The following is a 23,366-nucleotide window of genomic DNA, read 5'->3' on the forward strand; positions in this document are numbered from 1 at the left end:
CCCCGCCGCCGGAGAGCTTAGCTATTGCAGACCCACGCCGCTTTTTGGATGATCGCGCCGGGGAGATCCGCTTTGAGCATGAAGACATGTCTACTGGCTAGCGCCTGGGTTTTGGCTTGGCTGGCTCTGCAACCACAGGCCGCCGCGGCGGCCAACACACCACAGGTCGGGGCCGCGCCGTCTTGGGTGCGCGCCGCGCCCGCCATCCCGCCCGAGAAGAGCGACATTCAGGGTCTGCCCGTCGTGATGCGGCTGGACGACATCCAGCTCAGCCTGGACGCCGACAGCTGGACCGAGTTCCATGAAATCCAGGCCAAGGTGCAGTCCCCCACCGGCCTTCAGGCCCTGGGCGCGATCCCCTTCCAATGGTCGCCCTGGAGCGACACCCTCACCTTCCACCACGCCCGGATCGTACGCGACGGGCAGACCATCGACATCCTGCCCAAGGACGGCGCCTTCACCGTGCTGCGGCGGGAGACGGGGCTGGAGCAGGCGATGCTCACCGGCGTCCTGACGGCGGTGCTCCAGCCCGAGGGGCTGCAGGTGGGCGACGTGATCGACATCGCCGTCTCGATCCGCCACGCCGACCCTCTGCTGAAGGGGCGGACCGGAGCGCTGATCGCCGGGTGGGACTGGACGCCGGTGAACCGTTTCCGGCTGGAGGCGCGTTGGCCCTCCTCGCTCCCGGTTCGCTGGCGTGAGACCGCCGGCCTGGCGCCGCTACGCCGCACCGAGGTTGGCGGCGTGACCACTGCGACACTCGACCTGGAGGATGTCCGCCCGCCGATCGTGCCTGCACATGCGCCGGCACGCTTCCTGCACGGTCGTCAGGTCGAGTTCACCACCCTGACGGACTGGAAGGACGTGGCGCAGATCATGGCGCCGCTGTATCTCAAGGCCGCCCAGCTGGCGCCTGACTCCGCGGTGGCGGCGCAAGCCCGCCAGATCGCCAAGACCACCTCCGATCCCAAGGCCCGCGCCGCAGCGGCTCTGCAGCTGGTGCAGGGGCAGGTGCGCTATCTCGCCCACGCGGACGGCGACGGCGGCTACATGCCCCAGACCGCCGACGAGACCTGGAGGGTGCGCTACGGCGACTGCAAGGCCAAGACTGTCCTGCTGCTCGCCCTGCTGCGCGAACTGGGCGTAACGGCCGAGCCGGCGCTGGCCAGTATCGGCGGCGGCGACGGGCTCGACGCACGCCTGCCCTCGGCCGCCCTGTTCAACCACGTGCTGGTGCGCGTACGGCTCGGCGGCCAGGATTACTGGCTGGACGGCGCGCGCCAAGGCGACCGAGCTTTGGACGACATCGCCACGCCCGCCTATGGCTGGGTCCTGCCCATGGGCGCCGCGGACGGCAAGCTCGTGCATATTGCGCCGGCGTCGCCCAAGCGGCCGCAGATGTCGCAGGTGATCCGGTACGACGGTTCCGGCGGGGTCACTGCGCCCCTGCCGACCAGGTTCGAGACCATCTTCCGCGGGGATGCGGCGGCGGTGTTGCACGCCCAGCTCTCCGCGGTTCCGCCCGATCGTATGGAGTCGGCGCTGAAGCAGTACTGGGCGGGCGTCCATACGGCCTTCACGGCGGCCCATGTCGCCGCCGCCTGGGACCCGGCGACCGGCGAGGAAAAGCTCACGGCCGACGGCGCGAGCAAGCTCGACTGGTCGGGTTCCGGTCTTGAGCTGCAGCATGTCGAGCTGGGCGGCGCGCCGGACATCAAGCGCGATCCCGCCGCCAGCGACCCCGACGCCCCGTATGTCGTCGACTTCCCCGCCTACGTCGAAATCGACGAAAGCGTGGTCCTGCCGCCGGGCGACGTCGTTCCGCCGGAAAGCGCCAAGGGCGCCGACGTGGACAAGGTCATTGCGGGCCTGGCCTACCGCCGCTCGGCCACCATCGCCGGCAACGTGCTGCGCGTGGTCGCGAGCACCCGCGCCCTACAGCCGGAGATCACGGCGATGGAGGCCAAGGCCTCGGTCGATCCGCTGACCCAGCTGGGGGAGCAGGGCGTCTACGCCCCGGCCGGCATCCACGCCCAGGCCGCCAACGATGCGGCGACGCTGAACAGCCACCCCTCCAACCTGGACGGCCACCTGGATCGTGGTCACGTGCTGTTGGAGGTCAATCGATTCAGGGAGGCCTCGGCCGAGTTCGACGCGGCGATCGCGCTCGACCCAAGGTCTCAGGACGCCTGGGCCGAGCGCGCAGTCGCCCGGGCATGGCTAGCCGAGCCAGGTGCGGCTGATGATGCCGACAAGGCCGATAAGCTGGGCCCGCCCAGCCTCGTGGCGGCGAACGCCCGCGCCATACTGGCTCAGGCCACGGGCGACGCGAAGGGAGCGCGAGCTGGATACGAGCAGGTTCTCGCTCTTGCGCCTGGGAACGAGTTCGCTTTGGAACATCTGATCGAGCTTGAGATGAGTTCCTCCGACCTCGAGGCGGCTCGCAAGAACCTAGACGCCCTCGTGAGCCATAACCCCGAGAGCGCCGGCAAGGCCCACATGTGGCGTGGACTGATCGAATGGACAGATCACCACGACAAAGCAGTGGCGAAGGCCCAGCTGGCTCAGGCGCCGGGCGGGACGGCGAACGACCTGCTGAAGCGCGCCCACGCCTACCTAAGTATCGGCGACCAGGACGCTGCGCGGGCCGACATCGACGCCGCCCTGAAGCTGGAGCCCAACGCCGGGGCCTGGCTGATGCGCGCCGACACCGATGGCGGCTACGCTAGCGCCAAGTCGACCGCGGACGTCGACGCCGCCCTGAAGCTGGAGCCGACCAACAGTTTCGCACAGTACTGGAAGGTGAACACCGCCGTTCAGCAGAGGGACTACCCAGGCGCCCTCACCCTGATCGACCGGCTGGTGAAGGATCACCCGGAGGATGACGGCGCCCTGGCCGCCACCCGCGCCATGCTCGAGGGCCGTCTCGACCAGTCGGCGAAGATGGACGCCGACTTCGATCGCGCGCACACCCTGACCGGCAAAGCCGCCGCCAGGCCCGCCACCCTTTGCGAATGGGAACTCGAAGCCAAGTGGCGGCCACAGACCGCGCTTGCGGACTGCGAGCAGGCCCTACGTGACGCGCCGCACTCGCTCGGCCTGCGTATGGACCGGATCGTGCTCTTGCACAGGCTGGGCCGTGACGCGGAGGCGGACAAGGCGCTCGATGTCGCCGAGGCGGATGATCGCGACCCAGGCTCGTTGAACAGCATCTGCTATTCGCTGGCCGTGCAGCAGATGCATCTGGAACGCGCGCTGGCCGATTGCGACGCTGCACTGAAGCTGAGGCCGGACGACGCGGCCACCCTCGACAGCCGTGGCTTCGTGCTTATGCGGCTAGGTCGCGACGGCGAGGCTCTGAAGGCTTATGATGCAGCCCTCAAGATCAACCCGGACGAGGCCAATTCCCTGTACGGTCGGGGGTTGGTAAAGGGCCGACTCGGCCAGACCGCCGACAGCAAACGCGACATCGCCGCAGCCCTCGCCTTGGGCCCCATCATCGCCGACAACTTCAAGCGGATGGGGCTATCTCCGGCCGACGGCTCGCCAATGGACCGCACGCGGGCGGAGACAACTCCAAAACCCGGCGGTGATTAGGCGTTTGTTCCCGTTCTTCGCCTTGGTTCGGCGCAGGCTATGGGTGGAGTCGGTGATCTCGAATGGCGCGGACCGTCCCGTTTTCTGCTGGATCACTGTGGCTCGCTGCCGGAGCGTGCCACCTGGAGCAATATCGCTAACCCGAAGCTTTACGAGATCGCAACCGCGAATCCAGGCCGTCGCTGACCTGGGTGGCGCCCCGCGTCGGAAGCGGGAACGTGCGCGCGGGCGACGTCGCCGCCGCCGACGAGCGTACTGATCATGCCAAAGGGGAGCGCCAACAGGAACGCACGCATGCGCCAATCGCGACGGGGGTCGCCCAGTCGATTCATTTATCCGCAACCTGATGAAAAAAGGCCCGAGACCCGCTAAGGCGCGAGCGCAGAAATCCCGCGCAACCTCAGGCCATACCGGGGATCATTAATCCCAAAGGGCCGGTCCCCGTTCTTCGACCAGAGCCGCCAAGGCCGCGATGGCGCCCTGAAGCTTCACACTTCGGCCGAGCACCACGAATTCGACCTCGCCAAGTTCCGGCAGGCCGGCGCTCTGGGGGGCCTGCACCAAATCCCCCTGGGAAATCTGCAGAAGGAGGGGCGATTGCGCGGTGACGCCCAGGCCGGCCCGCACGCCGGCTCGGACCCCGCTCAAGGTTTCGCTGGAACATGCGACGAACCACGGGCGCCCGGCTCGATTGAGGGCGTCCACCGCCAGGGCGCTGGTGATGCTGGAGGTGGGGTAGAGCACCAGGGGGACGGAATCGGCGGCGTCCAGTTCCAGCTCGCTATGCGCGATCCAGATGAGTCGCTCCCGCTGGACCAGCCTTCCCCGATCATCGCCGGGCTGCCGCTTAGCGAACACAAGATCCAACCGGCCGGAATCCAGCTTCTGATACAGCATGCTGGTCAGCCCGACCGTCAGCTCGATGCTGAGCAAAGGATTGGCTTGAATAAGTTCGCGTAAGATCACCGGCAGACGCGTCAACGCCAAATCGTCGGAAACGCCAAACCGCACCCGCCCTCGAGGCGCCGCCCCCGAGAAATAGTCCACCGCCTGAAGACTCGTCCCCACGATGTCGCGGGCGAACCCGACCATCACGGCGCCGTCCGTCGTCAGGGTCACCGCGTGGGTGTCGCGCGCCAGCAGCTGCCGACCGCAGATGAGCTCCAAACGACGGATATGCTGGCTGACCGTCGATTGGCTGAGCCCGATCGCCGCGCCACCCGCCGTGAAATGGCGCGCGTCCACGACGGCTAGAAACGTGCGCAGCAGATTTACGTCGTACATAGGATCATTCAAAACCGGCATGACACTAATCAATATCGATCCTACGCATCCGCCCCTACAAGATCAACGACAAGATTTTGAGAGGCGCGGACCTTATCAATACAACCTGATGTAACGTGCGTCCCAATTTTGTAATTGGAAGTACTCGCGAGCGAAGTGCGCTTGCAAGAGCCATAACTGCCGCCACAAGCCTAAGGCGAAATCAATGACTGAAATGTCCAGGCGCAACCTGCTCACCGCTACAGCCGTTGGCGGCGCTGTCGCGGCCGTCGGCACGGCGGCGAACGCCGCTGTCTTCGGCAATCCCGACCGTCCGCCTCAGGGCGCCATCAACGTCGCCAATCCGGTCACGCTGAAAAATCCTGGCCCGCAGAACGCCGCGCTCGCCGATGAATTCCCGTCGTTCCAAAATCCGCCGGCCACCGACGTAGACGGGATGGATCTGTTCTGGGCCTCGTTCAACAACGCCCATAAGCGCATCCAGAACGGCGGCTGGGCGCGCGAAGTGACCCAGGCCGACTTCGCGATCTCGGAAGCCGTGTCTGGCGTGAACATGCGCCTGGGTCCCGGCGGCGTGCGCGAACTGCATTGGCACCAACAGGCCGAGTGGGCGGTGATGACCGACGGCAAGTGCCGCATCACCGTGATCGACGGCGACGGTCGCCCGGCGGTGCGCGACGTGAAGGAGGGCGAGCTCTGGTACTTCCCGCCCGGCCTGCCCCATTCCCTCCAGGGCCTTGGCCCATCCGGCGCAGAATTCACCCTGGTGTTCGACAACGGTCATTCGTCTGAGTTCAACACCCTGCTGCTGACCGACTGGATCGCGCACACACCTCCGGAAATCCTGGCGGAGAACTTCAACCTGCCGGTCAGCGCCTTCAAGAACATCCCGGTCGACAACCTATGGATCTATCAGGCGCCCGAACCGCCGCCGCTGGCGCAGGTCCAGCGCGCGATCGCCTCTCCCTATGGCGAGCCGGAATTCGAATTCACCTTCTCCATGAACGACATGAAGCCGACCCGGGCCACTCGCGGCGGCGAAGTGAAGGTGATCGACAGCCGCAACTTCCCGATCTCCAAGACGATCGCCGCAGCGCTAGTCACCATCAAGCCTGGCGGTCTGCGGGAGCTGCATTGGCACCCCAATGCGGACGAGTGGCAGTACTATCTCAAGGGCCGGGCCCGGATGACGGTGTTCAACACCGGACCGCGCGCCCAGACCGCCGACTTCCGACCCGGCGATCTTGGGTACGTCAAGAAGAGCTTCGGTCACTACGTCCAGAACGTCGGTAACACGGATCTGGTCTTCCTTGAGATTTTCAAGGCTGAACGGTTCGCCGAAGTGTCTTTGATCCAATGGCTGGCCTGCACACCGCCTGAACTGGTCTCCCAGCATCTCAATATGGACCCTGCGCTGATCGCGCAGTTCTCCAAAGCTCGGCCGGACGTCCTCCCCGTCTGAGCCTTGGCCTGCCTGGACCGAAAGACCCAGCCAGGCCTTCTTCCATTCGCATTGAACCCGAAGGAGCGCGAGCATGTCTCCGCCGCCCCTCGATGCGTTCGCCCCGGAGCCGGGGTTCGCCTCGAGCCTGCCTTCTTTCCTGACGCGCCCTGCTGGCCACCACCCTGATGCCCTCGGCCCTGGTGTTCCTGCTGATGCTCGGCAACGACCGCCAGATCATAAGCGCGCATATGAACGGGCGGCTGACCAATGTGCTGGGCGTCTCCATCACCGCCCTGACCGCGCTCGCCGGCGGCGCATACGCCGTCGTGGGCTTCCTCGGCGCCATCGGCGTCAAGATCGGCTGAGCGTCATGCAGGCCCTTTCCCACCTCGACCGACCCGACGACGCCCGTCCCTGGGCCCGGTCGCCCCCACCGCCCATGCGCCTGAGCCCAGCGGCGCGTGGCGGTCTGCTGGCGCTGCGGGGACTGCTGGGCGTGGCCACCGCCCAGGCCGGGTACGCCTTCGTCCACGAGTTCATGCGGTGAGGACCCGCCTTTCCCCCTCCTACCCCTCCAACCTGAAATGGAAGCCAACAATGATCATTTCCTCGAACGCTTGCCGCCCGAACGCCGTCCGGGTTCTGGCTGCAACGCTTCTGTTCACGGCAGCTTCGAGCGCGCTCGCGACGCCCACCCGCTTCACGTTTGAATCAGCCGAATTCATGCCGTTGGAGCAACGCGAGCCGGCCGCGAGGGCCTTCTTCGCTCAGAACATCAGCGTAGGGATGCCCGTTCAGGCCGCCACTCAAGTGGTGCGCAAAGCCGGCGCCTTCTGCCGCCTCCCAAGCGCCCAAGGCGGGGCGATCTCCTGCACCCATTCCTCCTTTGAGCATCGTCCCGGCATGAGCCTGGATGAGATCACCTGGAAGATTCAGATCACGCCCGCCGCCGACGGAACCGTCGCGGCCGCGTCCGTAAGCCGAACCAAGGCTGGCCTGTAATCCGCAGGCCAAATCCACCCGAGGGGACAGTTCCAATGCATACCAAGACCACGCTTTTCCGTGGCGCTGCGGTCGGCGCGCTCATCGCTGTGGCGACGAGCGTCGCCGCCCAGGCGGCCGACTCCCATCATGCCCATAAGCGGATCGTCCATAAGAAGACGATCCACACGGCCGCCTCCAGCGAGTTGACCACGTTGCGGGATGAGCTCCACGCTCTGCAGGCTCGCCTGGACGCCAAGGACCAGGCCGAGGCTGCGACTCAGGCTCAAATCCAGCAGGCCCAGGCGGTCGCCACCGCTGCGCAGCAACAAGTCCAGACCGCCCAGGCCCAGGACGCCGACGCCACCGCCGCCATCATCCAGTCCATCCCGACGGCCGTCGCCGCCGAGATCGACAAGGTGAAGCCCAAGACCGACGGCATCTACGTCAAGGGCGTCAAGATCACCCCCGGCGGCTTCATCGAAGCAGCGGGCATCTATCGTCAGCATAATCTGGCCGCCGACATCTCCTCGCCATTCAATTCAATCCCCTTCGCCCAATCGCGCCAGGGCCATGCGGAAGAATTCCGCGAGACGGCTCGCCAGAGCCGTCTGTCCGGCCTCGCCGAAGGCCAGGTCAATCCCGACCTGAAGCTCAGCATGTATGGCGAGTTCGACTTCCAGGCCGCCGCCCAGACCGCCAATTCCAACCAGTCCAACTCCTACAACCTGCGGATTCGCAATCTGTACGGGACCGTGGATTGGGCCGACGAGGGGTGGCACATCCTAGCGGGCCAGAACTGGTCGCTGGCGACCATGAACAGCAAGGGCATCAGCCCGCGCAACGAGGTCATCCCTCCCTCGATCGATGCGCAATACGTGGCCGGCTTCGTCTGGACGCGGCAGCCGCAGCTCCGCGTGACCAAGGACCTGTTCAACAAGAGCCTCTGGCTGGCGGTGTCGGCGGAAAATCCGCAGACCACCTTCGGCGGTTCGGCGCCGGCAGCGGCCAACGTGATCACCACGATCAACAATGGGTCCGGCTTCTTCGGCGGAGATACCGGAACCCTGTCGACCACATCCACCGGCGGCGCCGTGACCGCTGTCAGCGGCGTCGCACCCGCCACCCAATCGATCAACCACATCCCCGATCTCATCGGCAAGGTCGCCACCGAGCAGGACGTCATGGGCCGGCACGTCCATGGCGAGGTGTTCGGCATGTACCGCTCGTTCTACGAGCAGCTCGGTAACCTGAAGAGCAACAACCTGAGCGCCGGCAGCGTCGGCGGCGGCCTCACCGCACAGGCCATTCCAGGCTGGCTGGACGTCCAGCTCTCCGGCGTCACCGGCAAGGGCGTTGGCCGCTACGCGACAGCGGGTCTACCGGACGTGGCGTTCACGCCTAGCGGCAAGATCACGGCGATCGAGGAAACCGCGGCCATGTTCGGCGTCACCGGACACCCGACCAAAGACCTGGACATCTACGTGTTCGGCGGCGAGGAGCACGACGATCGTCCAGACGGCGGCAAGGGCAGCTACGGCGCCTTCACCGCGGTGAACACCGGATGCGACGTAGAAGCCTCTACCCTCACCTGCACCGGCAACACCCGTATGCTATCGGAGCTGACCGCCGGTCTGTGGCAGAAGATGTACTCGGGCCCCTGGGGTCAGGTCCGCCTTGGCTTGCAGTGGTCCTATATCGACCGTGAAGCTTTCGGCGGAGTTGGCGGCGCACCGACAGCCCACGACAACATGCTATTCACAAGCTTCCGATACTATCCGTTCTAAATAACGGCGCGATAAGGCGAACCGAAGTTACATTTGCTTCGGCTCGCCACTCGACGCATGCCTCACATAGATTGAAAATTACCGTTCGCCCCCGATTCAAACATAAATACCGAATTCATGGGAAATATTCCTCAAAATTCCACAGATACCTGCAAACAAAAGCGCTCAAGCGTCGGCTCATCCGCGGATACAAGGCTTTACCTTCATCTCATGGAGTGCGACCTGGAGCGAATGCGGGCGGAGGCGCGCCTCGCAGGCATGTCCTTGACAGAGTGGGCGACCGCAGTCGTCCGCTCCAGGATTTCTCGAGAGCGGCACTTCAATAAGTATGATCGGCTTTCACTCCTGGCCTTGAGGCGTGAACTCGCTAGCTTGAGCACGGCGACGAAATTGTTGCTGGGCCGGCTTTTAGCTCGGCAAGACTCAGAGGACGCTTCTCTGAAGGCCGCAGCAGCGCTCGCGAAAATCGAAAATCGGCTGAACAACATTGAAAGCATCGTGCAGGACGGATTGAAGGGGAATGATACATATTGGCGGATAGAAGCCGATAAGGGGAAAACTTTCAAACCGGACTCTTAAGTGGGCGATGAGCACCCGGCTGTATGGGAATCGCGCCATTTTGCAGTCGCCCCTTGTCGATGTGATCTCTCCCCCGAGCGCTGTCAGTCCAACGAGAAACTGTCTCCAGTTGGGCGCAGTTCGCTCAAACCCGAGCCAGCTCTATCCCGCGACCGGCCGCCACTCGACCAGGGCGGCTGAGCGTCGGTCTTTGCAGGTTATGCGGCCGACGAGGCGCGCTCCGGGTTGAAGTGGTTGTGGAAGACGGCGCGGATCGCGTCGATTCCACCAGAACCGCACCGTCTCATAGCTGGCTCATAGCTGGCGGCGACGCCCCGCTCGGCAAGCAGGCCCTCCCCCCTCCTCAGCGACAGAGGGTATTTAACGTACATCAGCGCCGCCGTTCGGATCACATCCGGCGAGCTGTTGAAGCAGCGAAACAGGCTGCGATTCATAGCTGCCCACTCGCTGCCCCTCCCCACCAATCGGTTAGTCTGACAATGCCGCATCTCGGCCTTTTCCAGACGATTCTCCAAATCCCGGCCAGCTTTGACGATATATTCGCCGATCACAGCTTGCTCATCTACGATCATTGCCGCCCCAGATTGGAAAATTAAGGAAACGGGAATACTCTGTCAGTATTCACCACCCGATTCGAGTAGGAGTATTCCCCATGAATGAAGAAGCCCAGGAAGCGCCCGAGACCATGATCGAATTGACCGCCGATGTCGTCGCCGCATACGTCAGCAACAATAACGTCCCGGTTGCCGACCTGCCCGCACTGATTTCTGCGACATTCAAGGCGCTGTCGGCCGCTGACCAACCTGCGGAAGCAGTAGCTCCGACCCCAGCGGTTCCGATCAAGAAATCCGTCACTCCCGACTTCCTGATCAGCCTGGAAGACGGCAAAAAATATAAGTCTCTGAAGCGTCACCTCTCGGGCTTCGGATTGACCCCCGACGAGTACCGGACCAAGTGGGGCCTGCCGAAAGATTACCCCATGGTCGCCGCCGCCTATTCGGCTCAACGGTCCAACTTGGCCAAAAGCCTCGGCCTGGGTCGCAAGGCCGCAGCGCCAGCGCCAGTCGCGACCAAGGCCCCGGCGAAGACCGCTGCAAAGGGCAAGCCCGGGCCCAAGGCCAAGAAGGCCGCCTAATCATCCGTAAGGTGAGCGGGCTGGCCCCTGTAGGCCGGCCCGCCTACCTGTCCGTTATGTCGGACGAAATGGCCATGCTACGGGACGCGCACCGGGCCTACCTCAAGGCCGCGCCCAAATTGCGCGAATTTTACGCGAGGGTGATCGACAGCCTTACGGACATGCTCGCAGAGGGTCGCACCTTTGCCGATCCCCTGCCAGGAACAGGTCGGGTCAGAGACTAGACCGGCGCCCCGCTCCAGGTGCGAGATCACTTAAGACTCATTTAATGAGTTTGTGGGCTGGCCGATGCGGGCCGCCCCGCGTACCTAGGCCAAATGGACCTCCGAGTCGCTTTTCTTGACCTGCTAGCGGACGCTGAGCGCGTCTATCTTCGATGTCCGGCCCATTCTCGGAAAATGCTGGAGGATTGGATCGACCACCTCAGCTCCGAGCTAATGCAGCAGACCCGAACAGCCGAGGGCCCCCAGCGCGGCTGAGAGCGCAAGGCGGCATTGTCAGAGCAAATGTTTAGGCGTGGCTCCAGCCCGGCTTGCTCCCTATTCGGAGGCAACCGTCATCGCATTCCATTGCAAATAAGAAGGGCCTCAACCGGTATAGCTGTCGGCGCCGCTCTGCTGGATGACCGTTAGCGTCCCGTCCGCGCCGTTCGAACTGAACACCCAGTGGCGCTCGGGATCGTAGGCCGCTGCGTCGGCTCCTCGTCCGATTGGCAAAATCGTCACCACCGAGCCACGGTCGATGTCAAGCACTGTTCTGGGTCGTCACAGCCTGGGCGCTGGCGGAAGTCTTGTCGCCCTCGACGATGACGGAACCCACTGTGGTCTGGGCGTGGGCGCCCGGCGGCGATAGGAACCGTGTGATCAGTTGCTCAAGAGCTTTCGACCGTTTTTTCGGATCTAAATTCGGGACGCGAATCGATAAGGTCTTGGAGCTGTCGATAAGGCTGAGCAAAACCGCGGCCGCCGTATCCGCATCAAGGCCCGCATCGATTTGACCGCTGGCCTGCCCACTGCGCAGGTGTTCGGCCAACAGTTCGCACACACTGGCGCTGTTTTCTCGCAATATATTTCCTACCGCAGCATTCCGTCCAGCCGCAGCCAGCATATCAAGCAAGACTCCCGGGCCCGTCTCCTTATGTCGGATGTTCACAAGCTCGATTTCGGAGATCAGCGCCGCAATCAGATTGGAACTTTCCAGCATCTGCGCAGATCGAGACTTGGCGTATTCGAGCTCCGAATCCGCAATGGCTGCGATGATGGACTCTTTCGTCTCGAAGTAGTGGTACAGATGGCCGGGGCTAATGCCCGCTTCCGCGCAAATTTGCGCTATGGTCGCCCCATGAAAGCCGTGACGCGCGAAGCAGCGTTCCGCCGCTTCGAGGATTCCGCCGCGCCTCTCCTCGTATTTGACCGGATCGACTTTTCGCATCTAGAGGCCCCCTAACCTAGAGCGTTCAATCTAACAACCCTTGACCCGAGATTGACACCCACTCATAAATAGATCGAACGACCGCTCTAACTATGGAGGCTTCAGCGCCCACTGAATGCACCCACAAGGCTGCGGAAGATCCGACGTGGTCGAGGTTGCAAGCGCCCCGGAAAGGCTACGCTCATATGAAAACGATCGTGATGACAGGTGGGACGAACGGCATCGGGCTCGTCGCGGCGGAGCAAATGCTTAGAGACCCGAATGTCCGGCTCCTGGTTGGCGCGCGCGGCAAGGCGCCCTCGAAGATTAAATGTCTACCGCTGGACTTAGCCAGCCTCGCCAGCGTGCGCAGCTTCGCGGCGGCGGTGGAACAAAGGCTCGGCGACGCTCGCATAGACGGGCTCGTGCTCAACGCCGCCGTTCAGGTGGGCGATGTCAAACACCGCACGGAAGACGGGTTCGAGACCACCTTCGCCGTGAACCATCTCGCCCATTATCTGCTGCTCCGGCTGCTGACGCCACGGCTGGCGCCGGGGGCGATCGTGGTGATGACGACGAGCAACCTCCATGATCCAAAGACCAACCCCATCGCACCGCCCGAGCACGCCGACGCCGGCAAGCTGGTCCGCGGCGAGGTCGAACTCGCGAAATCGCAAGGCCCGAGGTCGGGACTGCGCGCCTACGCGGCGTCCAAGCTCTGCAACCTGCTGACCGCCCGCGCCTTGGCGTCATCCGCCTTCGCGCAAGAGCGGGGGATCAGAGTGATCGCTTTCAATCCAGGTCTTACACCCGGGACGCAGCTATCCCGCCACCAGTCGCCCGCTTTCAAATTTGTCTTCGCGGTACTGCTGCCCATTCTGAGCGTCTTCCTGCGCATGAACACCCCTGCAGGTGGCGGAGCCCTTCTGGCCGACCTGGCGCTAGGCCGGACCGTTTCACCTACGGGGCGGCTCTACGCCTCCCAGATCAAACGCCGCCTGACGTGGCCGGATATCTCGGAGCTCGCCAGCGATGACGCTGCGATGGCCAGCCTTTGGCGCGACAGCGCGGCCTTGGTTGGCCTGCCCGCAGCCGACTGAAGCCCGGCCAGGTACAGACGGCCTTTCCGGAAAGAACCAGACCAATGGGCAAGCTTGAGGTCTCGAGCGGGATTACGGGCTTTAAGCGTCGAGCCCTTCTCTGGCTTGTCCTCGCTGCGCTCGCTTCCAGCGAAATGACCAGCCTGGCGACACCTGCGTTCGCCCGCGTGATCACCACCCGCACGGCGAGGCGACACCATGTCGTGATCCTGATCGACTCCGATGACGACAAGGTCATGGGTCACGCGATCAGTTACTCGCTGAGCCTCGCTCGCGCCTACGCCGAAAAGCATGAGACGGTGCAGATTGAAATCGTGGCGAACGGTTCGGGAATCAAGCTCTTCCGAGACGACACGTCTTCGCTTCAGCAACCGTTGGCCGCCTTGCGCCGGATGATGCCCGACATCGTCTTCAGCATGTGTGACGCATCGCGTCAGCTCGCCCAGGAGCGAGAGGGACACCCGATCAACCCGATTCAAGGTGCGAGGCTAGTGCCATTTGGCATTGGCCGGATTGCCGAATTGCAGGAGACGGGCTGGGCCTACATCCATGGATAGCGAGCCCAGCGGGACTTACTGCGGTCGCCCGCGCACCCGTCGCGCACCTCTGGCGCCGTTGGTTGGCATGGTCTCCGCTTCGGTAACCGCGGGATGCGGTCTTGCTCGGCCCCTCGACAATCCACCGCTTTTCCGAACCGGGAGGGGGCGGTTCACCTTGATAGAGCCGGCGCAGAGCCTCCCCTCGGTGTCCTTGACCCGGCCCGACGGCCAGCCGGTGCGGCTGGCGGCCGTGCCTGGCAAGGTCATGCTGATCAACGTCTGGGCGACGTGGTGCGCCGCCTGCCGGATCGATCTGCCCTTGTTGAATCGATTTCACGAAGCCGCCGACGCGCGGGTCTGGCTCACTTCGTCAGTTCACCAATGCGCATAGGCTTGACCTTCAACCACGGTTGAAGGTGTAGAGCTGGGGCCTCATGGTAAAGATGGGCTCACATCATATGCAAACTCTTGTTCTGATACCTGGGCTCGGAAGTGACGGCGCTGTGTGGCGGCGCACGGTTGCAGCCCTGGGAAGCCGCGTCGAGTGCTTGATAGGCGACACGCATAGCGACGACACTCTTGCGGGGATGGCCCGTCGTATCCTTGACCAAGCGCCAGAACGCTTCGCTCTTGCAGGCGTCTCGATGGGCGGAATGGTTGCACTGGAGCTGATGCGGCTCGCGCCCGAACGGATCACACAATTGGCGCTGATCGATACGAACGCGCTGCCAGACACTCTTGGTCGCAAGATGTACCGCCTCCTCGCCAATCTTGTCGTCGGCAGGACGCGCAACTTCAGGCGTCAGGCCGAGCGCAGCCTTGCGTTGCTCGTCCATCCGAATGCGCCGGACGACGTGCGTGCGGAGCTGGTGGAGATGAGCGTGCGGGTCGGCGCCCGTGCTTACGTTCGGCAGAACCGTGCGGTGCTCGCTCGGGGCGATCTGCGCGAAGTGCTCCCTGGCATCAGGGCGCCCACGTCGGTTATCGTTGGCCAAGACGACCGAATGACCCCTGTCAGCTTGTCGCGCGAGATCCATAGGCTCACACCTGGATCGACCCTTCACGTCATCCCGGGCTGCGGCCACCTTCCGCCAGTCGAGAAGCCCGAAGCCGTAGCCGCGCTACTCTCGGAGCTTCTTCAACGGAGCTAGCTTGGTCGACGTCCGACCCAGGTGCTCAACCGGGCATCCGCTTGATCGCCCCGACCACTCCTCAAAGAAACCAACCCGTTAGCGGACAAGCGAGAGTCGATTCGAATGATGCCCAACAACCGATTGTGTTAACCTGTAACCGGAAGCTGTTCAGGTGGAATTGTACTGAACCAAGCCGTGCTCTCCCAATTCGAAAATACCTCCCCGGCTAGCTTGCCCCGGCTAGCTTGCATCGAGACATTTTGATCGCCACAAGACCGCCGCTCAGGCTGGCTTCATTGGCGGCTTTTGGAAGGTGTTCGGACGAGACCACCCCTCCCCAAACCAGACGTTGTCGGCGACAGGTTTCCGAACCAACGCTCTAGGCAGGTGTCCGCTGCTGGTCGGCCGTTGGTAGGACGGTGGCTAGCGGGCCGGTTGAGACATGGCGGCGCCAGAATTTTTTTGACGCCTCGCCAGTTTCAGTCGGGGGAAATCGAACGAAGCGCGTCTTTAGGAGAGAGCAGCCCAATGCCCGCGGTTGGCGCGGTGAGGAGCGGTTGTCTAAAGCGACATGGTCGACCTGGGCGCAAGGCAAGCCGGCACGAACTCCAATCGCACCACGCGATTGGAGGGCTTGGCGCTGCGCTATCGTGAACCCCTTTTGCGCTATTTCACACGCAAGGGCCTCCCCTTGGACGCGGCCGAGGACTGCGTACAGGAAGTGTTCGTCCGGCTCGCGCGCACAAATGAGGAGACGGTGCAAAACGCCGAAGCCTACCTCTTCACCATTGCCTCCAGCGTGCTGATCAGCCGAGCCCGCAAGGCCAAGACCCGTTATGACGCCCAGCATCATCCGATCGAAGATTTTTCCCTGGCCAGCGGGGAAGCGGCTGCGGATCGCGTCTTAGAGGGAAAAGAGGCTCTCGAAAGGCTTGTTGCAGCGTTGAGCGAATTGCCGACCGACACACGAGAGATGTTCTTGCTCAATCGGGAGGACGGTTTGACCTACACGCAGATCGCCGCTCGTTACGCCCTCAGCGTCAAAGGGGTGGAGCGCCATATCGGCAAGGCCCTCAACCATCTTCGGCTCCGGTTCCCTCGCCATGATTGAGATCGATGAGACCGTTGGCGAAATTGCGGCGTCTTGGGTCGTGCGCCTAGGCTCGGACCAACGCACGCGCGCCGACGAAGAGGCTTTCCGCTCGTGGATGGAGGAAGACCCGGCCCACGCTCAGGCCTTCGCGGACTGCACCGCCCTATGGGACGGCGCGCAACACCTGGCGGCGTCCGATGACGGCCACAGGGCGCTTCGGCCCCTACGCACGCCGGCCCGCGTCATCGGGCGTGTGACACGGCGGACGGCTGTTTTCGGAGGAACAGGCGCTGTCGCAGCCGCAGCGGCGGGCATCGCGGCGTTCGTGGTGCTCGGCCGCGAGCAGATGCTGCAAACCGCGCCGGGCGAACAGAAGCGCGTTCGTCTTGCCGACGGGACCGGCGTCCTCCTGAACACCGACAGCAGGCTTCGTGTGAAGCTGTCGAAATCGGAGCGGCGGCTCTATCTCGATCGAGGCCAGGCGTTTTTCCAGGTCGCCAAGGACCGCGACCGCCCCTTCCGCGTCTTCGCCGGTCGGGACGAGGTTCGAGCGCTTGGCACGGCGTTCGAGGTTCGGCGCGTCGGCAGCGACGTCCTGGTGACCCTGGAGGAGGGGCGCGTCGCAATTTATCGCGATGGAAACCCGCGCGACGAGCCGCCCTACAAGAGCGGGCGACGGCAATCCCGATCGCTTCCCGAAGCCACGCTAGCCAAGGTCGAACCCGCCGCCGTGCTGACGCCGGGTGAGCAGGCATGGGTCAGCTCCGCCGAACCCGTTTCGGTGCGCCAGGTGGATCTTCGCAAGGTTCAGGCGTGGCGCTATGGCAGGATGATCCTTGACGACGCCACTCTGGGCGAAACAGTCGTTGACCTCAACCGATACGGAGGCGTGCAGATCATCCTCGCCGACCCCAAACTGGCGAGCATCCGGGTCAGCGGCGTGTTCCACACGGGACGCCCCGATGATTTTGTCGACGCGGTCACGAGCGCATTTCCCGTGGAAATCGCCCGCCAGGACGAAAACACCATCGTCCTGAAGCCCCACTAGCCGGCAGGTTGTCGTTTAAATTTCACAAATTTTCCCCGGGGGCTCGTGCTTGCTCCGCGTCTTAGCGGGCAACGCGAAGGGCGTCGAAACGGGGGGAAAGACTATGTTCAGAGCAAATATCAGGAAGCGTATGGCTTTGATGGCGGGTTGTGCTGCCATCAGTCTTGCGGGATTCGCGATTGCGGCGCCTTCGCTGGCTCAAGACTTGCCAAAATCCTACTCCATCGCCGGCCAGGACCTCGGTGTAGCCTTGCGGGCCTTCGCGATGTCGAGCGGCAAGGATGTGGTTTTCGACCCCGCGCTCGTGAAAGGTAAGACCACCTCAGGCGTTCAGGGGCAGTTGTCCACCGGGGAAGCCCTGCGGCGGCTTCTGGCTGGATCGGGCCTCGGTTTCGAGCGGACCCCTACCGGGGGATTTGTCATTCGACAGGGTCGATCCGCATCGACTGACGTCCCTGAACAGTCATCGAATTCGGTGGCGGCCTCTACCAACAACGTGTTCGCCGTGCAGGAAGTGGTCGTGACCGGGACCGCCGGGTCGATCGACAAATTCACGGCGCCCTACGCGGTTTCGACCCTTAAGGAACAAGCCATCCTCGACAAGTCGCCGCGAAGCCTTGTGGATTTGCTGCGCGGCCAGCCGGGCATAAATGTCGAGAATTCGGGTGGTGAGGGCGGAAACGAAAACATCGTTATACGTGGGCTGCCTTACGCCGGATTTCGCCTGATCGACGTCTTGGAAGACGGCATTCCCCTGTTCGAATCCAACTACGAGCGATTTCTCAACATCGACCAGATCTTTCGCGTCGACCTGATGACCGAGCGCGCGGAAGTCGAGCGTGGCGGGACCGCGTCGATCTTCAGCAATAACGCGTCCGGCGGCGTCGTGAACCTGATCACCCGACATGGCACGCCGACGCCGGAAGGCGCCATCCAGGTCGAAGGTGGCACCGCTGGCCTATTCCGCGTCTCGGGGTATCAGTCGGGCCCGATCACCGACAACCTGCTCTACAGCGTCGGCGGATCATACCGGGTTGATAATGGTCTTCGCGACCAAGGCTTCTCGCCCGCTGACAACGGCGGTCAAATCCAGATGGGCGCCACCTATCTGCTGCCAAAGGGCAAGTTGTTCGCCGACATCAAGTACCTAAACGACACGAGCGCCATCTATACGGACATTCCGCTGACCAACCCCCTGACCGGCGCCTCCCTCAGCAACCTGATCAATCCGAACTACGGCACGCTTACCAGTAGCGCCTTCGATCATGTCCAGATCCGGACGCTCAACGGCACGCCCTCCGGCGCTGTCGTCTCGCGGACCCTGTCCGACGGGGTTCATCCCGATATCGCCACCTTCACGGCGGGCGGTGATTACGACCTCGGCGGCGGATGGACGATCAGCGACCGAGCGCGTTATGTGGATGGACGCGTTGGGCTGGACGGCATATTCAACGCCGCGACTCCGACGAGCGCTTCGAGCTTCCTCTCCTCCAACCTGGCGGCGGCCCAGAAGGCGTTCCCCGGAACAGCGTCGCTGGACTATTCTGTGGTGGGATCGGGAACCGAATACAATCCCGCGACCACCGCCGGCCTTGTCATGGCGAACAACTACGACTCGATCCGGACCCAGATGCGCGACGTCATCAACGACGTGCATCTTTCCAAGACCTTCGATGTGACCGACACTATCAAAGACGACGTCACCTTCGGCTTCTATGCGAGCGCCTATCACTACGGTCACCAGGAGCTTGAGAACGCCATCCTGCAAAACGTCCAAAACAACCCCAATGCGTTGGACATTCGCGCCCTGAGCGCGTCCGGCGCGGTTCTGGGCAATGTGACCGAGAACGGTTTTCTAAGCTATGGATCCGGCAGCAACAGCGGGTCGCTTAACGGGGTCGCGCTCTCAGGCTATCTTGAGAACACGGTCCATCTTACACCTCAGTGGCAGGTGGACGGCGGCGTGCGCTACGAGTCCCGCCAGAACAAGGGCGAACAGGGCGTTCTAGGAACCCAGGTGCTCAGCACCACGGGCCCACTGGCGGCCCAGTCGGTTCAGGGCGTGGTGAGTTACACGCCGCATCGGGAAGACCTGCACGGAACCTCCTACACCTTTGGCACGGCATACGACATCTTCTCAAACCTGAACGCGTTTGTGCGGTATTCGCACGCCTACAGCATGCCGCAGTTCACGACGATCATCAGCGGCGCGACCTTGCCCAACGGCCAGCCTCTCCCTGTTTCGATTGTCAACCAGGCGGAAGGCGGCCTGAAGTTCAAGACATCGACTTTCCAAGCCGCCGTCACGGCTTACTACGCCCACTTCGACCAGCTGAGCGCGACCACCCAGGTCGCCGCCGCCAACGGCAGCGTCACCAACTCCAGCATCGTGTTCAATTCGACAACGGTCGGCGTGGAAGGAGAAGCGGATTGGCGGCCGGTTCGTTTCTTCGATCTGTCGGGCACGTTCACAATCCAGAACCCCAAGATCGACTCGATACAGACGTTGACCGGACTGTCCGCCGCCAGCTCGCTCAACGATACGATCCCACGCGTGCCGACCTACAGCGTTTCCTTGGAGCCGGCCTATCTGTTCAATATTGGCCGTTGGCGCGGCCGAGCATTCGCCGACATCTATACTGTGGGCAAGCGATTTCAGGACGATTCCGACCTCAGCGTCCTACCGGGCTACACGACGCTCGACCTTGGCGTCACCGCCAAGCCGACCGACCGTATCGAGCTGCGGGCGTTGGTTTCAAACGTGACGAACTCGGCCGGCCTGACCGAGGGCAACTCCCGCGCTTCGGCGCTCGGGATCGGAACGGTGAGCGATGCTACGGTCGGCCGCCCAATCTTCGGGCGCGAGGCGTCCGTCTCCGTACTCTATCGGTGGTGAGCGGCGTGGCTCTGCGTACTCGATCCCGTATCTTGGCGCTGCTCGGTCTTCTCGCCCTGGCCCCTTTGGTGGCTGGGGCGGCGGAGGCCGAAGGTCCCGCCTCCGGTGGGGCGGCAGGGGCGTCATCGATCGCACCGGCACGCCAGCAAGTCCTGCCTCCATGGACGGATGGCTACCTGTACGTCCATCACATCAGCACCGGTCGCGGGAATTCCGCCTACATCGTCATGCCCGATGGCACGACTATGCTGATCGACGCCGGTGAGACAGATCAAGAGTTCATCAAGTCGGTCGCGCCTCTCAAGCCGTTCCCGCCCCGACCGAACGCCGAGCATGCCGCCGGTTACTGGATCGCGGATTACATCCGCCATTTCGCGCCGCATGACCGCCCTGTCGCGCTCGATTATGCGCTGATCACTCATTTCCACACCGACCACATCGGTATGCTGCTGCCGTCGAGTCCGATGTCGGCGACAGGCGCCTATCAGCTGACCGGCATCACCGAGGTGGCTGATCTGATCCCGATCAAAACCCTCGTCGATCGAGCCGCGCCAAACTACACCACGCCGGTCAATCTTCGAACGTGCCTTGAAACCAATAACGAGAAGACGCTCGTCAATTATTTGAAGATGGTTGACTTCCGCCGCCGGAGCGAGCAGCCGGTCGAGGGGTTGCGTCCGGGTTTGCTGGATCAAATTCATTTGGTCCGTCCGCAAAAATTTCCCGACTTCCACATCAGGAATATCGCGTCGAGCGGAGTGATTTGGACGGGCCGGGGTGAGGATACCCAGAAATACATTCCGGCCGACGCCATCAAGGACTGTCATTACGACGAAAATCCGTTCAGCAACGTGATCAAGATCACCTACGGAAAATTCGGCTATTATTCGGGTGGCGACATCCCAGGCGTTCCGAACTACACCCAACCATGGTGGCGCGACATGGAGACGCCGGTCGCGGCCGTGGTCGGGCCGGTCAGCGTGATGACGCTCGACCATCACGGCAATCGGGACACGGTCAACGGCGCCATCCTGCGGGCGCTCAGGCCTCGAGTTATCGTCCAACAAAACTGGCTTTCAGCTCAGCCGGGCGAGGAGGTGGTGGTCAGATTGGCGTCTCAGGAGTTCTATTCCGGGCCCCGGGACGTTTTCGCGACCGGGATGGCCCCTGAAACACGGGCCGCCATCGGACCAATCATGGATCAGATCTATCGAAGCTATCACGGCCACGTGGTTATTCGCGTTGCGCCTGGTGGATCGAACTATGAGGTCTTCGTCCTGAACGACGAGGACACGGCCCGTGAGGTCATCGGGCATTTTGGCCCCTATCCAGCGAACTGACGCGGCCGTCGCACGCGCGCTCAACATAGGTCGCGTGGTACGGCTCAGCGGGCGCGCGGAATGTGCGGCGGCAGAACGACCGACACGTCAGCTAACCATCCCTAGCAACCTTTTCCGGGTCCGCTTTCTAGCACCAAAGCCTGGCGAGCCTCAGCGTCGGGGTTGGGACGGGCGGTAGGGCGAAAATAGATCCTTACGAACATCTTCTCAGTCGCCGATCGAACGAATGACCCCCGCCGGATTCCCCCCGACAAGGCAGTTAGGCGGAATGTCCTTGGTGACGACCGAACCCGCTGCGACGACTGAGTTCTCACCTACTGTTACGCCTCCGATGATGGTTGCGCCGGCTGCGATCCAGACGTTTCTTTCGATCGTGATGGGCTTTGCGACGACTGAGGAGCGCCGCTGGGCGGGCTCTAGCGGGTGGCCGGACGTGATGATGCTGACGTTCGGTCCGATCATCACATCGTCGGCGATGTCGAGGCCGCCTAAATCATAGAAGGTGCAATTTTGATTTACGAAGACGTTGCGCCCGACACGGGTATTGTTTCCGCCGGTTGCGTAGAACGGCGGTATCAATACAAAGTTGGCGTCCACCGTCTTTCCTATGAGAATGCTGAACAGTGCTCGGACTTCGTCCGCATCGTTGAACGTCAAACGATTGAGATCGGCGGTGATCTCCATCGCTCGTTTGACTTCTGCCGACATGACGGCTGATTCCGGCGTTCTCCGGAGAATGATCTTTGTGCGATCGTCGTTCGCCATTCTTAATTCCTTTGGGCGCGGTCGAGCAAGCAGTCGGCGCGCGCCGAACGCGCTGAGATTCGATGAGTGTAGCCACGAGATGGGGGTGCCGGAATCCAACCTTCCCTGCCGATCGACACGACCGCTTCCGACTGCCAAGCTCAAAAGGTGGTCGCGGGCGCGATCGCGTCCTACCCCCCAGAGGCTCTCTGCCGGATTCCGCACGTTTGATATTGTGAGAACGCCCGTAATGGTGTTCCCCCTGAGGAGCGTTTTCCGCGCCGAAGATTTGGGTGCACATTGACAATCCGAGAGCGTCGAGTTTCTGAGATTGGAGCTTATGAACGACACACTTCGTCGTTCGGCGCGCTCCCGCGCCTCACCTAGACGACGAACGCCAGCAAATGTCGGGACCTGATGTCGTCGCCACAGTGGCGCTGTCCATCGTTTTGGTGCTCGGCGCATCAATATTGCTATTTCAGGGCGTCACAGGGGTTCCGCCCCAATCATCCAGTCCGAACGAAGCCGCCGATGTCGTGGCGTTGTTGAAGCACGCTGGCCTGGCGGAACAGGCGGTGGTGTACGAACTCGGCTCTGGCTGGGGCTCGCTTGCAATCGCGCTGGCCCGAGCCTTTCCCCAGGCCCAGATCCGCGGCATCGAAATATCTCCGCTGCCCTATTGGGTCTCTAGGGTCCGAACCCGCAACATCCCCAATGTGCTCCTGCGACGGGGGAGTTTCTACGACTGCGATCTGGCCGATGCACAAGCCGTGACCTGCTATTTGATGATCAAGCCGATGCCAAGGTTAGCAGCCTTCCTCGATCGTATGCTGGAGCCTGGAACCCCGGTGGTGTCGCTGTCCTTCTGGTTCCGCGACAGGCAGGTCGCCGCCTCCCGGGCGAGCTCCGGGCTCCTTGGCGCCACAGCCCTGTATTACTGGCCTGCGATGATTGGATCATTGGGTCGGCGTCGGGGGTAGTCTGGACCCAATTACCCCAGGTCCAAATCGGACATAGGCGGCGGCTGCCCCCCTCCCCGCGGCATGAAAAGCCCAATGCCGGCTTTCGCATGCGAGCCCAACGCGAGCGCCTATTTCGAACATCAGGTGCTCACCGCGAAGCTTACACCCAGATTTTCGGACCATATTGAGCGTTTGCGGGCGGTAACGTGATCTTACAGGGTACAGATGTTTCATGCTGTCGACTTGACGTCGGAGGGGGTATGGACGGTCTTGCGCGGATGGGGTGGCGTTGGC

At 62.9% G+C, this 23,366-nt stretch carries 21 protein-coding genes and 2 pseudogenes; 17 read left to right on the plus strand and 6 right to left on the minus strand.

What is annotated here, in order from left to right:
- Positions 1-78 precede the first annotated feature (78 nt).
- Positions 79-3,597, plus strand: a complete 3,519-nt coding sequence (locus GSQ87_RS08985; protein WP_216839162.1) for a DUF3857 domain-containing protein — start codon at positions 79-81, stop codon at positions 3,595-3,597.
- 42 nt (positions 3,598-3,639) lie between these two features.
- On the opposite strand, the pseudogene GSQ87_RS08990 reads toward GSQ87_RS08985, so the two are convergent.
- Positions 3,640-3,774, minus strand: a pseudogene (locus GSQ87_RS08990) (integrase); the annotation flags it as partial.
- A gap of 243 nt (positions 3,775-4,017) precedes the next feature.
- Positions 4,018-4,881 carry a LysR substrate-binding domain-containing protein gene (locus tag GSQ87_RS08995; protein WP_158915139.1) on the minus strand — a complete coding sequence of 288 codons (864 nt, stop codon included), beginning with the start codon at positions 4,879-4,881 and terminating at the stop codon, positions 4,018-4,020.
- A 205-nt stretch (positions 4,882-5,086) separates the two neighbouring features.
- On the opposite strand from GSQ87_RS08995, the gene GSQ87_RS09000 reads away from it, so the two are divergent.
- From GSQ87_RS09000 to GSQ87_RS09020, 5 genes are all read left to right on the plus strand, one after another.
- Positions 5,087-6,343, plus strand: a complete 1,257-nt coding sequence (locus tag GSQ87_RS09000) for a cupin domain-containing protein (protein WP_158915140.1) — start codon at positions 5,087-5,089, stop codon at positions 6,341-6,343.
- 167 nt (positions 6,344-6,510) lie between these two features.
- The gene (locus GSQ87_RS09005; protein ID WP_158915141.1) at positions 6,511-6,690 is read left to right on the plus strand and encodes a hypothetical protein; all 180 of its coding nucleotides are present in this window, start codon (positions 6,511-6,513) and stop codon (positions 6,688-6,690) included.
- A gap of 5 nt (positions 6,691-6,695) precedes the next feature.
- Entirely contained in the window at positions 6,696-6,872 is a 177-nt protein-coding gene (locus GSQ87_RS09010; protein WP_158915142.1) for a hypothetical protein, read from the plus strand.
- A gap of 50 nt (positions 6,873-6,922) precedes the next feature.
- On the plus strand, positions 6,923-7,327 hold the full coding sequence (locus GSQ87_RS09015; RefSeq protein WP_158915143.1) for a hypothetical protein: 405 nt from the start codon (positions 6,923-6,925) through the stop codon (positions 7,325-7,327).
- Between the two features lie 35 nt (positions 7,328-7,362).
- Positions 7,363-9,093 carry a hypothetical protein gene (locus tag GSQ87_RS09020; protein WP_158915144.1) on the plus strand — a complete coding sequence of 577 codons (1,731 nt, stop codon included), beginning with the start codon at positions 7,363-7,365 and terminating at the stop codon, positions 9,091-9,093.
- Positions 9,094-9,869: 776 nt separating this feature from the next.
- Here the strand turns inward: GSQ87_RS09020 and GSQ87_RS09025 are convergent.
- Positions 9,870-10,244 carry a hypothetical protein gene (locus GSQ87_RS09025; RefSeq protein ID WP_158915145.1) on the minus strand — a complete coding sequence of 125 codons (375 nt, stop codon included), beginning with the start codon at positions 10,242-10,244 and terminating at the stop codon, positions 9,870-9,872.
- Positions 10,245-10,324: 80 nt separating this feature from the next.
- On the opposite strand from GSQ87_RS09025, the gene GSQ87_RS09030 reads away from it, so the two are divergent.
- Complete coding sequence (locus GSQ87_RS09030) at positions 10,325-10,807, plus strand: MucR family transcriptional regulator (protein ID WP_158915146.1); 483 nt, start codon at positions 10,325-10,327, stop codon at positions 10,805-10,807.
- Between the two features lie 587 nt (positions 10,808-11,394).
- Here GSQ87_RS09030 and GSQ87_RS09035 read toward each other — a convergent pair.
- Both GSQ87_RS09035 and GSQ87_RS09040 read right to left on the minus strand, forming a co-directional pair.
- A complete protein-coding gene (locus GSQ87_RS09035; protein WP_158915147.1) occupies positions 11,395-11,559 on the minus strand; it encodes a hypothetical protein in 165 nt (54 codons plus the stop codon).
- Complete coding sequence (locus GSQ87_RS09040; protein ID WP_158915148.1) at positions 11,552-12,238, minus strand: TetR/AcrR family transcriptional regulator; 687 nt, start codon at positions 12,236-12,238, stop codon at positions 11,552-11,554. The genes GSQ87_RS09035 and GSQ87_RS09040 overlap by 8 nt, the downstream gene beginning before the upstream one ends.
- Positions 12,239-12,423: 185 nt before the next feature.
- Between GSQ87_RS09040 and GSQ87_RS09045 the strand changes: the two genes are divergently transcribed.
- The 9 genes and pseudogenes from GSQ87_RS09045 to GSQ87_RS09080 all read left to right on the plus strand — a co-directional run bounded on the left by GSQ87_RS09045 (position 12,424) and on the right by GSQ87_RS09080 (position 21,366).
- Positions 12,424-13,317 (plus strand): SDR family NAD(P)-dependent oxidoreductase, encoded by an 894-nt coding sequence (locus tag GSQ87_RS09045; RefSeq protein ID WP_158915149.1) that lies wholly within the window; start codon positions 12,424-12,426, stop codon positions 13,315-13,317.
- A 44-nt stretch (positions 13,318-13,361) separates the two neighbouring features.
- Entirely contained in the window at positions 13,362-13,874 is a 513-nt protein-coding gene (locus GSQ87_RS09050; protein WP_216839164.1) for a hypothetical protein, read from the plus strand.
- A gap of 67 nt (positions 13,875-13,941) precedes the next feature.
- Entirely contained in the window at positions 13,942-14,247 is a 306-nt protein-coding gene (locus tag GSQ87_RS22945) for a TlpA disulfide reductase family protein (protein WP_256375881.1), read from the plus strand.
- Positions 14,248-14,314: 67 nt separating this feature from the next.
- Positions 14,315-15,007, plus strand: coding sequence for an alpha/beta fold hydrolase (locus GSQ87_RS09060; protein WP_216839166.1), 693 nt, complete (start codon positions 14,315-14,317; stop codon positions 15,005-15,007).
- A gap of 553 nt (positions 15,008-15,560) precedes the next feature.
- Entirely contained in the window at positions 15,561-16,100 is a 540-nt protein-coding gene (locus tag GSQ87_RS09065; protein ID WP_158915152.1) for an RNA polymerase sigma factor, read from the plus strand.
- Positions 16,093-16,230: pseudogene (locus GSQ87_RS23090) on the plus strand (FecR/PupR family sigma factor regulator); the annotation flags it as partial. The gene GSQ87_RS09065 and the pseudogene GSQ87_RS23090, both read left to right, overlap by 8 nt.
- A gap of 177 nt (positions 16,231-16,407) precedes the next feature.
- Positions 16,408-17,130, plus strand: a complete 723-nt coding sequence (locus GSQ87_RS09070; RefSeq protein ID WP_254062840.1) for a FecR family protein — start codon at positions 16,408-16,410, stop codon at positions 17,128-17,130.
- A 103-nt stretch (positions 17,131-17,233) separates the two neighbouring features.
- Complete coding sequence (locus tag GSQ87_RS09075; RefSeq protein WP_158915154.1) at positions 17,234-20,026, plus strand: TonB-dependent receptor; 2,793 nt, start codon at positions 17,234-17,236, stop codon at positions 20,024-20,026.
- A gap of 32 nt (positions 20,027-20,058) precedes the next feature.
- Positions 20,059-21,366 carry a hypothetical protein gene (locus GSQ87_RS09080; RefSeq protein WP_216839168.1) on the plus strand — a complete coding sequence of 436 codons (1,308 nt, stop codon included), beginning with the start codon at positions 20,059-20,061 and terminating at the stop codon, positions 21,364-21,366.
- A 207-nt stretch (positions 21,367-21,573) separates the two neighbouring features.
- On the opposite strand, the gene GSQ87_RS09085 is transcribed toward GSQ87_RS09080, so the two are convergent.
- On the minus strand, positions 21,574-22,131 hold the full coding sequence (locus GSQ87_RS09085) for a sugar O-acetyltransferase (protein WP_158915155.1): 558 nt from the start codon (positions 22,129-22,131) through the stop codon (positions 21,574-21,576).
- A 383-nt stretch (positions 22,132-22,514) separates the two neighbouring features.
- Between GSQ87_RS09085 and GSQ87_RS09090 the strand changes: the two genes are divergently transcribed.
- Positions 22,515-23,090: a methyltransferase domain-containing protein gene (locus tag GSQ87_RS09090; RefSeq protein WP_158915156.1), complete on the plus strand. Its 576-nt coding sequence runs from the start codon at positions 22,515-22,517 to the stop codon at positions 23,088-23,090.
- Positions 23,091-23,366: the final 276 nt, after the last annotated feature.

It is taken from the genome of Caulobacter sp. S45, assembly GCF_009765965.1.
Classification (GTDB): Bacteria; Pseudomonadota; Alphaproteobacteria; order Caulobacterales; family Caulobacteraceae; genus CAHJWH01.